Below are 12,830 nucleotides of genomic sequence, written 5' to 3'. Positions count from 1 at the left end.
AGATGAGGACATGAAGCACAGGACGCGCTACGAAGACGATGACGAGCCGTACGTCGTGATCGAACGCCGCGGCAGCGGCGCGACGTCGTTCCTCGTCGGGCTCGCGGTCGGGGCAGGCGTTGCTCTGCTGTTCGCGCCGCAGACCGGCGAAGAGACTCGCCGCCAACTGCGCCGGCGCGCGCGCCGCGCGGCACACCTGGCCCGCGATGCGGCAGGCGATCTGTCGGACAACGTCGTCGACCGATACGAGCAAGCCAAGCGGAGCGTGGAAGACCGGCTCGACTCGGCCCGCGAGGCGCTCGAGATTCGCAAGCACCAGGCACAGGAAGCCTTCCGTGCAGGGCGCGAAGCGGCGCAGCAGGCGCGGCTGGACCTCGAGGCGCGCATCGCGCAATCGAAGGCGAACTACCGCGCCGCCACCAGCCAGGCACGGGTCGCGCGGCGATCCACGCTCTCGCCTAACGAAGACGCGAAGAACTCGGCCGACCGGGAGTCCGAGTAGGAGCTCCCATCTCTTCTTCCTTCGTTGGGCCGACGACCGCGGCCCCCGCCATGCCCAACCAGCCGGTGTCTCTGCCCCGACGTTTTTGGGCGGCAACGAAGGATTACGCCAAGCGAATCTGGGACAACGCGGGCGAAGACAACATCTTCTTCCTCGCCGGCGGCATTGCGTTCAACATCCTGCTGGCCGCCGTCCCGTTCGTGCTGCTCCTGTTCTCGGGACTCGGCTATCTCCTCAACCAGTCCGAGGCGCAGTCGGCGGCGAATCTGTGGCGCTTCATCGATCAGCTCCTGCCGCCGCACAGCCAGAATGCCAACTCGCCAATCTACAAGATCATCAATGATGTGATCCGCGCACGGCGCTCGGTCGGCATCTACAGTCTGATCGGATTCGTGTGGTTCTCGACGCGACTGTTCGGCACGCTGCGCAGCGTGCTCGCCGACGTCTTCGACATCGAGCACGAGCGCAGCATCATCGCCGGGAAGGTGTTCGACATCGAGATCACCGTGGTGAGCACGATCCTCTTCGTGGCATACACGGCGGTGAACGCCTATCTGCGGCTCGCGACGACGCACGGCGTCGCCGTGCTGCAGCGGATCGGCTTGCAGAAGGACGTGATGGGCCGCCTCGAGTACGCGATCGGCTCGGTGATCGCATCGGCCTTCATGGTGCTGCTGTTCTTTTCTCTTTACAAGTTTCTGCCCAACCGAAAAATCCGATGGCAATACGCGCTGCTCGCTGCCATCGTGACGAGCGCGTTGTTCGAGCTCGCCAAGGCGTTGTTCACGTCGTACGTTGGGCGGTTCAATCCGGGCAGCTTGTACACGGGCGCGCTGACGGCCCTCGTCGTGATCGTGATGTGGGTCTATTATGCAGCGGTGATTTTCATCCTGGGCGGAGAAGTCGGCCGGGTGTACGAGCTGCGCCGCGTGCGGCGTCTCCAGCGCGAGACGCTCGAGGAGTAGCCGTCGCACCCGGACGGTTGCTGCGTTCTCACTTTGGGTACTATGCCGATCGATCTTCGTAGCGATACCGTCACGCGTCCGACTGCTGCAATGCGGCAGGCGATCGCCACCGCCGAAATCGGCGATGATGTGCTGGACGGCGATCCCACCGTCAGAAAACTCGAGACGCGCATCGCCTCGTTGCTCGGGAAAGAGGCGGCGTTGTTTTTCCCGAGCGGCACCATGGCCAATCAAACCGGCGTGTGGCTGCTCTCGCGTCCCGGCACCGAGATTCTGCTCGGCACGGGGTCGCACGTGATGATGTACGAGGCCGCCGCGGCCGCCGCGCTGTGCGGCGCACAGGTGCGGCCGGTGCAGGGCGCCGACCTGGTGATGGACGCCGAGTCGCTGCGCGCGGCGATCAGGCCATACACGCCGTACACGATGTCGGCGAGCCTGGTGTGCATCGAGAACACGCACAACGGCGCGGGCGGTGTGATCACCCCGCTCGACGAGATGCGCGCCATTCGCGACGTGGCGCGCGAGCACTCGTTAGGCGTCCATCTCGACGGCGCGCGGCTGTGGAATGCGCACGTCGCGTCGGGCACGCCGCTGGCGGACTTCGCGGCCTGCGCCGACACCGTGATGGTCTCCTTTTCGAAGGGGCTCGGCTGCCCCGTTGGCGCGGCGCTCGCGGGGCCGGCGCCGCTCATGCGCGAGGGATGGATGGTGCGCAAGCGGTTCGGCGGCGGCATGCGGCAATCGGGGTTTCTTGCCGCCGCGGTGCTCTACGCACTCGACGCGCACATGGAGCGGCTGGCGGATGACCATGCGCGCGCGCGCCGGTTCGCGAAATCGGTGGACGGCGTGGAGGGCATGCGCGTCGTGCCGCCGGACACCAACATTGTGATGATCGACTTGCCGCCAGGGTGCGAGGCGAGCGCCGTCGCCGAGCGCGCGGCGACGCAGGACGTGTTGATTTCGGCGTGGACGCGCACGCGGTTGCGCGCCGTTTTTCACATGGACGTGGACGACGCGGGCACCGAAAAAGCGGCGAGAGTGATCTGCGGCGCGTAGTCAGTCGGGGCGCCGACGGCCCTGCCCGGGTTTGACCGGCTTTGTCTGGCTTCGTCCGCTCTTTATATTTCGCGCGTCCCAGGTCCCGAAGGGCGTCAGCCCACCAACTCCGTCAGGACCGAAAGGTAGCAGCGGTACGTGGTGTCGAGCGCAGCTTCGTCAGGCCTGGGGCACTGGGGGAAGATCCAGGGAATCGCGACCTCGGTCGCGTCGGGACTCGTGGTCCCAGCCAATGTGCGTCATCCCTGAGCGACGATTGCCAACGCGGTCGTAAAGCCGCACTTCCCCCAGCGCGGGACCCTTCTGACTATGTATCTCTCACTCGCGCGCAAATATCGTCCCCGCACGTTTGCTGACGTGGCGGTGCAGACGCACGTGTCGAACACGCTGCGCGGCGCGATCGCGCGCGGACGTGTGGCGCACGGGTACCTCTTGTGCGGCCCGCGCGGCGTCGGGAAGACCACGCTCGCGCGGGTGCTGGCGATGGCGCTCAATTGCGAGAATCGGTCGCCCGAGGGCGAGCCGTGCGGCGAGTGCGCATCGTGCACGCGCATCTGGGGCGGCTCGGCGAGTCTGGACGTGATCGAGATCGATGCGGCATCGAATCGCGGCGTCGATGACGCGCGCGAGCTGCGCGAGCGCGCGATGTACGCGCCGTCGGGCGACGAACGATACAAGGTCTACATCGTTGACGAAGCGCACATGCTGACGCGGGAGGCGTGGAACGCGCTGCTCAAGATTCTGGAAGAGCCGCCGCCGCGCGTCGTGTTCGTGTTCGCGACCACGGAGCCGCAGAAAATCACGCAGACCGCGGCGCCGGTGATGAGCCGGTTGCAGCGGTTCGACTTCAAGCGCATCGGGACGGCCGACGTGCGCGCGCGGTTGGCCAGCGTGCTCGCGGCTGAGGGCATCGAGGCGGAGCCGGACGCGCTGATGCTGCTGGCCCGCGCGGCGGACGGGTCGATGCGGGACGCGCTGAGCCTGGCCGACCAGTCGCTATCGTTAGGCGACGGCACGCTCACCGCGCAGCGCGTGCGCGATGCGTTAGGCCTGGTGCCGGAAGACGAGGTGCTGGGCGTGCTCGACATCGTGGCCGAGCGCCGGGCGGCGGACGTGTTCCCCGCGGTGGCGCGCCTGGCCGATGCCGGCGCCGATCTCGGACTCTTCCTCGCCGCGTTCGCCGAGGCGCTCCGGGCGGCGCTCGCCATGTCGTTGGGCGGGGATGGCGGCGACCTGTCGGAGACGCTGCGCGATGGGCTTTCGGCGCGCACATCGCGCTTCACGCCCGGCGATCTGGTGCGGATGCTGACCGCGCTCACCGACCTCGAGCCCAAGTTCCGGCGGAGCGGGCAGCAGCAGATTTTGCTCGAGACGCTGCTGGTGCGGTTCGCGCTGCTCGATCGGACGGTGGCGATCGAGGATCTGCTGCGCGAGATGGGGCCCGGCGGCGCGTCGGGGGACGACGGGACGCCGGCCCCGCGGGCCCCGTCGGGCCCGCGGTCCGCCCCGTTAGGCGACGCGCCGCCGCCGCGTGACCGCGGCGGCGCCGCGCCGCCGGCGGCCGCCCCGCCGAAGGCCGCGCTCGCCGACGCCCCGGCGCGTGCCCCAGAGCCGCGTCCCGACCCGCCGGCGGCCGCTCCGCCGGCCGCCGCCCGGCCCTCCGCGCCGGCATCGCGGGACCGGGCGGGGGTCACGCTCGACCGCCTAACTGAACACTGGGACGACATCGTGTCGCGGCTGCGCGCCGAGGGCCGCATGGCGCTCGCCGGTGCCGTCGAGCACGCCAGGCCGGTGTCCGTCTCGGCCGCCGGCGAGATCGCGCTCGAGCTCGAATCCGCCGGCGAGGTCTTTCAGCAACCCCTCGCCTCGAACGCGCCGGACGTGCTGTCGGTGATCGGCGCGCTGCTCGACGGCGCGACACGCCTAACGGTCCGCCTGGCGGATCAGGGGCCGGACGAGCTGCCGTCGGCGCGCCGGTTCACCGAAGAGAGCGTCCGCCGCGACCGGCTGTCGATGCTGCGCAAGAAAGATCCGACGCTCGATGCCGCCGTCGAGACGCTCGACCTGGAGCTCATGGAGTAGCTGCGGCGGGCGCACCGGCGCCGACGGGCAGCCAGCCCCATTGACTTCCTATGGAAGCCGACCGATAATGTCCCTACATAGAGTTTCTATGGAAGGACATGACACAAGCCAACGTTGAAGTTCTGCGCGGAACGCTGGACCTGCTGATCCTCAAGGCGGTGAGCTGGGGTCCCACCCACGGCTACGGTGTCGCCCGCTGGATCGAGCAGGCCACCGACGACGTCCTCCGGATCGAAGAGGGCTCGCTCTATCCCGCACTCCACCGGCTGCAGTCCCGCGGATGGATCGACGCCGAATGGGGCACCTCCGACAACAACCGGCGCGCGCGCTTCTACACCCTCACGGCCAAGGGCAGGGCGCAGCTCCGACTGGAGTCCGCCACCTGGACGCGGTTTGCCTACGCGGTGTTCGCCGCGTTGGAAGCGCCGCCGCGCCCGGCGTGATCGGAGAGCTCACGCGCCGATGACCCCCCGATCCAAGCCCGGCCGGCCGCCGGCGTGGCGCCGGTACCTCGACTTCTGGGGCTCCGACGTCGCCGCCGATGTCGACGAGGAATTGCAATTCCACCTCGACATGCGGGCCGCCGAATACGCGGCGCGCGGCCTAACGGCTGACGACGCCCGGTCCCGCGCCGGGCAGCGGTTCGGCAGCGTGGCGCGCGCGCGCGATGCCTGTACCGAAATCGATCGGCGACAGGCGCGCGCCGAGCGCCACGCGCAGGTGCTCGCTGCGCTCAGGCAGGACACCACGTATGCGCTGCGCGTCTTGCGCCGCCAGTGGCTGCCCGCGTTGGCCGCCGCGCTCTGCATCGCCGTGGGCGTGAGCGCGACCACCGCCATATTCAGCGTTGCCGACACGCTGCTGCTCCGGCCGCTGCCTTATCCGACTGGCGATCGGCTGGTGGCGATCAGCACCAAGCAGATCGGGTCGTCCTCGAGCACCGGCGTCAGCTCGTACCTCGACTATCGCGACTGGCGAGCGGCGCAGCACTCGTTCGACGACATGGCGGCCATCGGCGAGACGGACGTCACCATGCTGCACGGCGAGCCGCGGCGCGTGTCGGCATCGTTAGTCAGCGCCAGTTTCTTCCCGACCTTCGGCGTCACCGCCGAGCTCGGCCGCGTGTTCAGCGAGAACGATGACCGACCGGGCGCGGCGCCGGTGATGGTCGTGTCCGATGCGTTTGCGCGCCAGGAGTTCGGCGAGCCGTCGTCCGCGCTCGGCCAGAGCGTGCTGCTGAACGGGGTCGCGCGCACGATCATCGGCGTGATTCCGGATCGGTGGCGATTTCCGTCGCACGGCGAGGCGTGGCTCCCGCTCGCCAGCGGCGGCTACAGCGGATTCACCAACGGCGTGGACAATCCGTCATCGCGCGGGAATCGGAATCTGCAGGTGTTCGGCACGTTGCGTCGCGGCGTTTCGCTCGACGGAGCACGGCGCGAGCTGGCCGCGGTCGCGGCGCGCCTGCGGCGCGGCTGGCCCCGCTCCAATGCGGAGATGACGACGGCGGTGAGGCCGATGCGCGACGAGTACGTCGGCGAGATTCGAGGCAGTCTCTACGCCGTCATCGGCGCGACGCTGCTCGTCCTGCTCATCGCGTGCGCCAACGTCGCCGCGCTCCAACTCGCCCGCGCGGCGGCGCGGACCCGCGAGATCGCCGTCCGCACGGCGATCGGCGCGAGCCGCGGTCGCATCGTCCGTCAACTGCTCACGGAGAGCGTCGTCTTGTCGCTCGGCGGCGGCGCGTTAGGCGTGGTGCTCGCCGTCTGGGCGCGCGAGCTCATTCGCCGCGCCGTCGCGCCGTCCACGCCGGCCTGGATGACGTTCGACATTGACGGGCGCGTGCTGCTCTTCGCGCTCGCCGTGTCCGTCCTGGCCGGCATCGCGTTCGGCGTCGCCCCCGCGCTGCGGCTGGCCGACACTCGCGCCGCCACGGCGCTCCGCAACGCGACGGTCGGCGGATCGCGCTCCGGACTGCAGCGGGGGTTCGTGATCGCCCAGGTCGCGATTTCGGTCATGCTCGTGGTGAGCGCGTCGCTGGCGCTGGAAAGCGTGCGGCGCGTGAGCCGCATTCCGTTAGGCATCGATCCCGACGGCGTCGCCACCTTCGAAATCACCATGCAGAGCGCACGCTACGACCACCCCGCCGCCCGGGCACGGCTGGTGGCCGCGGTCGAAGCGCAGCTGCGCGCCATCCCCGGCGTGATCGACGCCGGCGCCGCCGACCGCATGCCGATCGACGGATGCTGCTCGCAGTTTCCCATGGTCATCGACGGCCGGCCCGTGAGCGAGGGACACGAGCCGTTCGTGACCGGCACGATCGCCACGCCGGGATACTTCGCGACGCTGCACGTGCGGGTTCTCTCCGGGCGCACCTTCACCGCGGGCGACGATGCGACCGCGCCGCGCGTGATGGTGATCAACCAGACCCTCGCCAACACGTATTGGCCTAACGGCGACGCGCTCGGCCACCAGGTCAACACCGGCATCGGTGAGGCGACCATCGTCGGTGTCGTGCAGGACGTGAAGCAGGCCACGATTTTCGGCGCGCCGGAGCCGCAATTCTTCCGGCCTTACGCTGAAGATCCCTGGACGCGCGCAGTGTTCGCCGTCCGCGCGCGCGGCGATCTTGCGCAGGTAGCGGCGGCCGCGCGCCGTGTGGTTCGTTCGATCGACCCGACGATGCCCATCTTCAACGTCAGGACGCTGCAGGACGTGTTCGACGAAGCGACGCTCACGACGCGCTCGCTGAGCAAGCTGCTCATCGCGTTCGCCGGCATCGCGCTCGTGCTGGCTGCGACCGGGCTCTACGGGTTGATCTCATTCGTCGTTGCGCGCCGCACGCGCGAGCTGGGACTCCGTGTCGCGCTCGGCGCCGAGCCATCGCGCGTCGCGCGAATGGTCATGGTCGACGCATGCGCCCTCGCAGGAATCGGTGTCGTCCTCGGCGTGGGCGGTGCGACGCTCTCCGCGAAATGGCTCGCCTCCACGCTGTACGGCGTGAGCGCGCGCGAGTCGCTGGTGTACGTGGTGGCGGTGCTCATCCTTGGCGCCGCGGCACTCGCCGCGAGTTATGGTCCGGCGAAACGCGCGAGTCGTGCCGACCCGATGGACGCCCTGCGCGCCGAGTGAGCCTTTCCCAGACTAGCTCGGTCGACGTACCTTTCCGACCATGGCTGATTTCATGAACATGCTGCGCCAGGCGCAGCAGGTGCAGGGCCGTCTGCAGGAGCTCCAGCAGGAGCTCGAGAACAAGACCGTGACCGCGTCGAGCGGCGGCGGCATGGTCACCGTCACCGCGGACGGCAAGGGACAGGTGCGCGCGGTGAAGATCGACCCGACCGTCGTCAATCCGAACGACATCGAGATGCTGGAAGACCTCGTGCTCTCGGCCGTGACGGAGGCGCAGAAAAAGGCAGCCGAGTTGGCCCAGGAAGAAATGAAGCGTCTGACCGGAGGCCTGTCGCTGCCGTTCAAGCTGCCGTTGTAAACATGTCGGTGATCGACGACCTCGCCGCGGAGCTCGCCAAGCTTCCCGGCATTGGGCGGAAGACTGCCCTGCGTCTCACATACCATCTGCTCAAGCAAAATCCGGATCAGAGCCGTCGTCTCGCGGCCGCGCTCGAGGCGCTCGTTGCTCGCGTCCGGCGATGCTCCGTGTGCAACAACCTCACCGAGCAGGATCCCTGCGCGCTCTGCGCGGATCCGCGGCGTGACGCTGGCCTTCTCTGCGTGGTCGAAGACGCGTCGGACATCGGCGCGATAGAGCGGGCGGGCGAGTTCCGTGGATTGTATCACGTGCTCGGCGGGCGCTTGTCGCCGTTGGACGGTGTTGGGCCGGAGGATCTGGCGGTTCAGTCGCTCGTGGACCGTGTGTCGTCCGGCCTGGTTCGGGAGGTCATTGTAGCGACGAACCCGAGCATGGAGGGCGAGGCGACGGCGCTGTACGTGCAGCGGCAGCTGGCGGGACATGTGCCCACGGTCTCGCGCATCGCGCGCGGCATTCCAGTGGGCGGGGACCTCGAGTACGCGGACGGGGTGACGATCGCACAGGCGATCAGTGCCCGGCGGGAGATGTGATGCGTCGATCGAGCGTAGTGGCGGTGTCGCTTGGCTTTGTCGGTGGCCTCGCGCTGGGGATGATCGTCTGGAGTCAACAGACTGAACGCTCCCGGCGCGATCTCTTCAGCATTCAGCCGTGGCGCCGGCTGGCGGCGCTTGGCTACCTGCGCGGACAACGAAGTCCACAGAATGTGCGTTTGCTGCGCGATTATGTCGCGTGGGAGCGCCATGCCAGGCTGCGCAGGCGCGGGGAGCGGATACTGCGCCGCATGGAAAAGTCTCTCGTTTAGTCCGGAGCGCTCATGCCCGTCGGTGCCGCGAGTTGGTCGTTCACCGAAGATGATTACGGCGCGATCCTGAGATCGCTCCAGCAATTTCTCTACGACAGCAACGCACGGTCCGCACTGCTCGTCGACCGGTCGGGCCAGCTGGTCGCGACCGTTGGCGAGCCGCCCCAATTCGATCCCACCGCGTTTGCCACGTTGACCGCGGCCGATTTCAGCGCCAACGATCAGCTGGCGCGACTCATCGGCGAAACCGAATTCAATTCGTTGTTCCACCAGGGCGAGCAGGAGTCGATGTATCTGGTGGACATCGCGCGCCGGGTGATCCTTGTGATTCTGTTCGACAACAGAACCACGCTGGGCCTGGTGCGCCTCAAGGTAAAGCACGCCGTGGAGGAGCTCACCCGTCTGTTCGCCGAGATGTTCCAGCGGGGGCGGGAGCAAGCGGGTCCGCCTAACATCCTCGCCGGCGCCGAGGATGAAATCGACCGGCTGTTTCAATAGAGGGGAGTGCGCAGCCGATGTCGATGATCAACTACGCGTCACGCGAGATCAACTGCAAGATCGTGTATTACGGGCCGGGGTTGGGCGGGAAGACGACCAACCTCGAGCACGTGTACGGGCGGGTGCAGCCGAACACGCGCGGCAAGCTCATCTCGCTCGCGACCGAAACCGAGCGCACGCTGTTTTTCGATTTTCTGCCGGTGGATCTGGGCACGATTCGCGGCTTCAAGACCCGGTTCCACCTGTACACGGTACCCGGGCAGGTCTACTACAATGCGAGTCGCAAGCTCATCTTGAAGGGAGTCGACGGGATCGTGTACGTCGCCGATTCGCAGCTCGAGCGGATGGAAGCGAATCTGGAGGCGATGCAGAACCTGTACGACAACATGCAGGAGTACGGGTACGACTTGACCACGATGCCTTTCGTGGTGCAGTACAACAAGCGCGACCTGCCCAACGCGGCCCAGGTGGCTGAATTGCAGAGCGCGTTGAATCCGGGCTGGGAGGTGCGGGACGCGCCCAAGCAGCGGGTGACGCCCGATCCCTACCACGCCGGCGAGAACCTCATCGAGCAGATCCCGAGCGGCGAATGGGTGGAGCGCGCCCCATACTTCGAGGCAGTAGCGGTCACGGGCGAGGGCGTGTTCGACACCCTCAAGGCCGTGAGCAAGCTGGTGCTCAAGACGCTCGCCTAACGGCTCGCGGCGGCGCCGGAGCGCGGGCGGCATGAACCTGCCTAACGCGCTGACGCTGAGCCGCATCATCGCGACGCCGCTCATCTTTCTGCTGCCGTTCGCCGACCGCTGGGAGCTCAAGCTGGCCGGCTTCGTCGTGTACGTGATCGCGGCCGTGAGCGACTACTGGGATGGCCAGCTCGCGCGCACCCGCAATCTGGTCACCGACCTCGGCAAGCTGCTCGATCCGCTCGCCGACAAAGCGCTGCTCCTCGGCACGCTCGTCCCCATCTATCTGCTGCAGGCGGGACACGGCACCCTCCTCTCGATGCGCTTCGTGACGCCGTGGGGCGACGCCGGCCTGCCGCTATGGGTCCTCGTGGTCGTGTTAGGCAGAGAGCTGTTCATGACGGTCTTCCGGCAGGCGGCCGCGCGCCGCGGCACCGTGATCGCGGCCATCGGCCCCGCCAAATGGAAAACCGGCTTCCAGTGTGTGTGGGTCGGATCCGCCTATTTCTGGTTCGCCGCCCGGACCGCCGCATTCCGCTACCAGTGGGATAGCGATGTGTGGCGGGCGTTCGCGAACTTCAACGGCGTCGTCGGCGTTGTGACGATGACGGTCGCGGTGCTGCTCACCATCTACTCGCTCGGCCTGTACCTGCGCCGGTACGGCCGCGTGTTCGCGTGAGGCCGGGCAGCGCTTTCTCCCACTGACGCTCCCATGCGCCTCGAATTGGTCACCATCGGCGACGAACTGCTGCTCGGCTTCACCATCGACACCAACGCCGCGTTCCTGGCGCGGACGCTCTCGGAGATCGGCGCCGAAATCGCGTGGCGCACGACGGTGGGCGACGATCCCGAACGCATCGTGCAGGCGGTGCGCAATGCCTTGGACAGAACCGGCGCCGTCATCACCACCGGCGGACTGGGACCGACCGCCGATGACCGCACGCGACCAGCCATCGCCCGGCTCTTCGGTCGCGAGCTGCGCATGGACGACGCGTTGATGGAGCGCATCAAAGCGCGTTTCCAGAAGTACGGATACACGAGCATGCCCGCGTCCAACTCGGTCCAGGCGATGGTGCCCGAGGGGGCGACCATTCTCGAGAATCCCAACGGAAGCGCTCCCGGTCTCTGGATCGAGGACGAGCGGGGACGATGGGTCGCGATGCTGCCCGGTGTCCCGCACGAGATGCGCTCGATGGCCACCGAGGTCATCGTCCCGATGCTCACGAGGCGCTATTCGCCCAACGGTGCCGTGGTCCTGTCGCGAACGATTCGCACGACGGGTATCGGCGAGTCCGCGCTGGCCGAATTGTTGGACGAAGACGGCCACGACACGGTCGAAGGGCTTCCGCTCGCGTTCTTGCCGGGTTGGGAAGGCGTCGACTTACGCCTTACGGCCCACGATCTCCCGCGAGAGCAGGCCGTGGCTGCGCTCGACCGCGCCGAAGCGAAACTTCGCTCGCACGCCGACCGATATGTGTACGGGCTCGACGGCGCCAACCTCGCGGCCGTGGTGCTCGATGCGTGTCGGGCGCGACGTTGGCACATCGCCACCGCCGAGAGCTGCACGGGGGGAATGTTGGGCGAACGGATCACGGCGATTCCGGGGGCGAGCGATGTGTACGTCGGCGGTGTGGTGGCCTACGAGGACCGCGTGAAGACCTCCGAGCTCGGCGTGCCCGCGTCGGTCATTCGCGAGCACGGTGCAGTGAGCGAGCAGGTGGCGCGGGCCATGGCCACGGGCGTCCGGTCGGCGCTCGGCACCGAGGTGGGCATTGGCATTACGGGGATCGCAGGACCGACAGGTGGAACGCCGGACAAACCGGTCGGGACGGTATGGATCGCGACCGATGTGAGCGGTGACGTGCGCGCATCGGGCCGCAGATATCTCGGCGATCGCGAAGATGTCCGACGCCGGAGTACGCAGGCAGCGCTCGATCAGGTTCGGCGCTCGGCGAAGGGAGTGAGTTGAGGGCTTTCGCTGCCGCTCTGGCAGACAAGCGGGGCACACCCGTTGCACCCAGCGGCCGCTCGACGGAGATTACGATTTCCCGTCGCTCGGCGCATTGCTCGGCGGGGCGGCGTGGTTCACTGCGCAAACAAGGATCGAGAGTGCCAGACGATTTCAGAACGAGTGCGTCGAAGGAGCAAGGCGGAAGGCCAGCCGACGACGAGCCGCGCGACGACACCGCGGAGGCGGGAGGCGACGCTGCGGCCGCGGTGTCGCCCGCAGAGGCGGCGCTCAAGCAACAGCTCGACGATCAGCGGGACAAGTATCTGAGGCTCGCGGCCGAGTTCGACAACTTCCGCAAGCGTGTGACGCGCGAGCGGCAGGATGTGGTGGTGCGGGCGCAGGGTGACCTGATTCGGCAGCTGCTCGATTCCGTCGACGATCTTGGGCGGGTGACGTCGGTGGATGCGGAGCGGGTGGATCCGGCGGCGCTCGTGACCGGCGTGGAGGCGGTGCAGAAGAAGCTGTTGCGGGCGCTGTCGAACGTTGGGCTCGAGGTTGTGAATCCGGTGGATCAGCCGTTCAACCCCGAGCTGCACGAGGCGGTGGCGACGGAGCGGGCGTTGTCGCCCGAGGACGATCATCTCATCGCGCAGGTGTACCAACCGGGCTACGTCTTTCAGGGGCAGCTGCTGCGTCCGGCGCGGGTCGTGGTGAAGCAGTGGTCCGAGTGACGAGCGCGTA

The 12,830-nt window shown here is 67.8% G+C and carries 14 protein-coding genes and 1 other RNA gene; all 15 read left to right on the top strand.

The genetic code is table 11. The features are described 5' to 3' along the window. Positions 1–10 precede the first annotated feature (10 nt). On the top strand, positions 11–502 hold the full coding sequence (locus VFW04_08675) for a YtxH domain-containing protein (GenBank protein ID HEX5179388.1): 492 nt from the start codon (positions 11–13) through the stop codon (positions 500–502). Positions 503–552: 50 nt separating this feature from the next. Next, complete coding sequence (locus VFW04_08670; GenBank protein HEX5179387.1) at positions 553–1,467, top strand: YihY/virulence factor BrkB family protein; 915 nt, start codon at positions 553–555, stop codon at positions 1,465–1,467. Between the two features lie 42 nt (positions 1,468–1,509). Beyond that, positions 1,510–2,523, top strand: a complete 1,014-nt coding sequence (locus VFW04_08665) for a GntG family PLP-dependent aldolase (protein ID HEX5179386.1) — start codon at positions 1,510–1,512, stop codon at positions 2,521–2,523. A gap of 77 nt (positions 2,524–2,600) precedes the next feature. Then, an RNA gene (ffs, locus tag VFW04_08660) (signal recognition particle sRNA small type) lies at positions 2,601–2,696 on the top strand. A gap of 136 nt (positions 2,697–2,832) precedes the next feature. Continuing rightward, a complete protein-coding gene (gene dnaX / locus VFW04_08655) occupies positions 2,833–4,605 on the top strand; it encodes a DNA polymerase III subunit gamma/tau (GenBank protein ID HEX5179385.1) in 1,773 nt (590 codons plus the stop codon). A gap of 98 nt (positions 4,606–4,703) precedes the next feature. Further along, complete coding sequence (locus VFW04_08650; protein HEX5179384.1) at positions 4,704–5,048, top strand: PadR family transcriptional regulator; 345 nt, start codon at positions 4,704–4,706, stop codon at positions 5,046–5,048. A gap of 19 nt (positions 5,049–5,067) precedes the next feature. Next, positions 5,068–7,737 carry an ABC transporter permease gene (locus VFW04_08645; protein ID HEX5179383.1) on the top strand — a complete coding sequence of 890 codons (2,670 nt, stop codon included), beginning with the start codon at positions 5,068–5,070 and terminating at the stop codon, positions 7,735–7,737. Positions 7,738–7,777: 40 nt separating this feature from the next. Beyond that, on the top strand, positions 7,778–8,095 hold the full coding sequence (locus VFW04_08640) for a YbaB/EbfC family nucleoid-associated protein (GenBank protein ID HEX5179382.1): 318 nt from the start codon (positions 7,778–7,780) through the stop codon (positions 8,093–8,095). Between the two features lie 2 nt (positions 8,096–8,097). Beyond that, positions 8,098–8,685: a recombination mediator RecR gene (gene recR, locus VFW04_08635; GenBank protein ID HEX5179381.1), complete on the top strand. Its 588-nt coding sequence runs from the start codon at positions 8,098–8,100 to the stop codon at positions 8,683–8,685. After that, complete coding sequence (locus VFW04_08630) at positions 8,685–8,957, top strand: hypothetical protein (protein HEX5179380.1); 273 nt, start codon at positions 8,685–8,687, stop codon at positions 8,955–8,957. The genes recR and VFW04_08630 overlap by 1 nt, the downstream gene beginning before the upstream one ends. 12 nt (positions 8,958–8,969) lie before the next feature. After that, positions 8,970–9,455 carry a roadblock/LC7 domain-containing protein gene (locus tag VFW04_08625; protein HEX5179379.1) on the top strand — a complete coding sequence of 162 codons (486 nt, stop codon included), beginning with the start codon at positions 8,970–8,972 and terminating at the stop codon, positions 9,453–9,455. A gap of 17 nt (positions 9,456–9,472) precedes the next feature. After that, complete coding sequence (locus VFW04_08620; GenBank protein ID HEX5179378.1) at positions 9,473–10,150, top strand: GTPase domain-containing protein; 678 nt, start codon at positions 9,473–9,475, stop codon at positions 10,148–10,150. A gap of 31 nt (positions 10,151–10,181) precedes the next feature. Then, entirely contained in the window at positions 10,182–10,817 is a 636-nt protein-coding gene (locus tag VFW04_08615; GenBank protein HEX5179377.1) for a CDP-alcohol phosphatidyltransferase family protein, read from the top strand. Positions 10,818–10,850: 33 nt separating this feature from the next. Continuing rightward, on the top strand, positions 10,851–12,107 hold the full coding sequence (locus VFW04_08610; protein HEX5179376.1) for a competence/damage-inducible protein A: 1,257 nt from the start codon (positions 10,851–10,853) through the stop codon (positions 12,105–12,107). A gap of 140 nt (positions 12,108–12,247) precedes the next feature. Beyond that, the gene (locus tag VFW04_08605) at positions 12,248–12,820 is read left to right on the top strand and encodes a nucleotide exchange factor GrpE (protein ID HEX5179375.1); all 573 of its coding nucleotides are present in this window, start codon (positions 12,248–12,250) and stop codon (positions 12,818–12,820) included. Positions 12,821–12,830 lie beyond the last annotated feature (10 nt).

The organism is Gemmatimonadaceae bacterium (genome assembly GCA_036273715.1).
GTDB lineage: Bacteria > Gemmatimonadota > Gemmatimonadetes > Gemmatimonadales > Gemmatimonadaceae > JADGGM01.
The sequence above is the reverse complement of the archived record's forward strand: the minus strand, read 5'-3'. Positions and strand labels throughout refer to the sequence as shown.

What these genes read in the sequence shown, in the direction of transcription:
- VFW04_08675 (HEX5179388.1), top strand. Translation starts at nt 11, where the DNA reads ATGAAGCACAGGACGCGCTACGAAGACGATGACGAGCCGTACGTCGTG.
- VFW04_08670 (HEX5179387.1), top strand. Translation starts at nt 553, where the DNA reads ATGCCCAACCAGCCGGTGTCTCTGCCCCGACGTTTTTGGGCGGCAACG.
- VFW04_08665 (HEX5179386.1), top strand. Translation starts at nt 1,510, where the DNA reads ATGCCGATCGATCTTCGTAGCGATACCGTCACGCGTCCGACTGCTGCA.
- dnaX (HEX5179385.1), top strand. Translation starts at nt 2,833, where the DNA reads ATGTATCTCTCACTCGCGCGCAAATATCGTCCCCGCACGTTTGCTGAC.
- VFW04_08650 (HEX5179384.1), top strand. Translation starts at nt 4,704, where the DNA reads ATGACACAAGCCAACGTTGAAGTTCTGCGCGGAACGCTGGACCTGCTG.
- VFW04_08645 (HEX5179383.1), top strand. Translation starts at nt 5,068, where the DNA reads ATGACCCCCCGATCCAAGCCCGGCCGGCCGCCGGCGTGGCGCCGGTAC.
- VFW04_08640 (HEX5179382.1), top strand. Translation starts at nt 7,778, where the DNA reads ATGGCTGATTTCATGAACATGCTGCGCCAGGCGCAGCAGGTGCAGGGC.
- recR (HEX5179381.1), top strand. Translation starts at nt 8,098, where the DNA reads ATGTCGGTGATCGACGACCTCGCCGCGGAGCTCGCCAAGCTTCCCGGC.
- VFW04_08630 (HEX5179380.1), top strand. Translation starts at nt 8,685, where the DNA reads ATGCGTCGATCGAGCGTAGTGGCGGTGTCGCTTGGCTTTGTCGGTGGC.
- VFW04_08625 (HEX5179379.1), top strand. Translation starts at nt 8,970, where the DNA reads ATGCCCGTCGGTGCCGCGAGTTGGTCGTTCACCGAAGATGATTACGGC.
- VFW04_08620 (HEX5179378.1), top strand. Translation starts at nt 9,473, where the DNA reads ATGTCGATGATCAACTACGCGTCACGCGAGATCAACTGCAAGATCGTG.
- VFW04_08615 (HEX5179377.1), top strand. Translation starts at nt 10,182, where the DNA reads ATGAACCTGCCTAACGCGCTGACGCTGAGCCGCATCATCGCGACGCCG.
- VFW04_08610 (HEX5179376.1), top strand. Translation starts at nt 10,851, where the DNA reads ATGCGCCTCGAATTGGTCACCATCGGCGACGAACTGCTGCTCGGCTTC.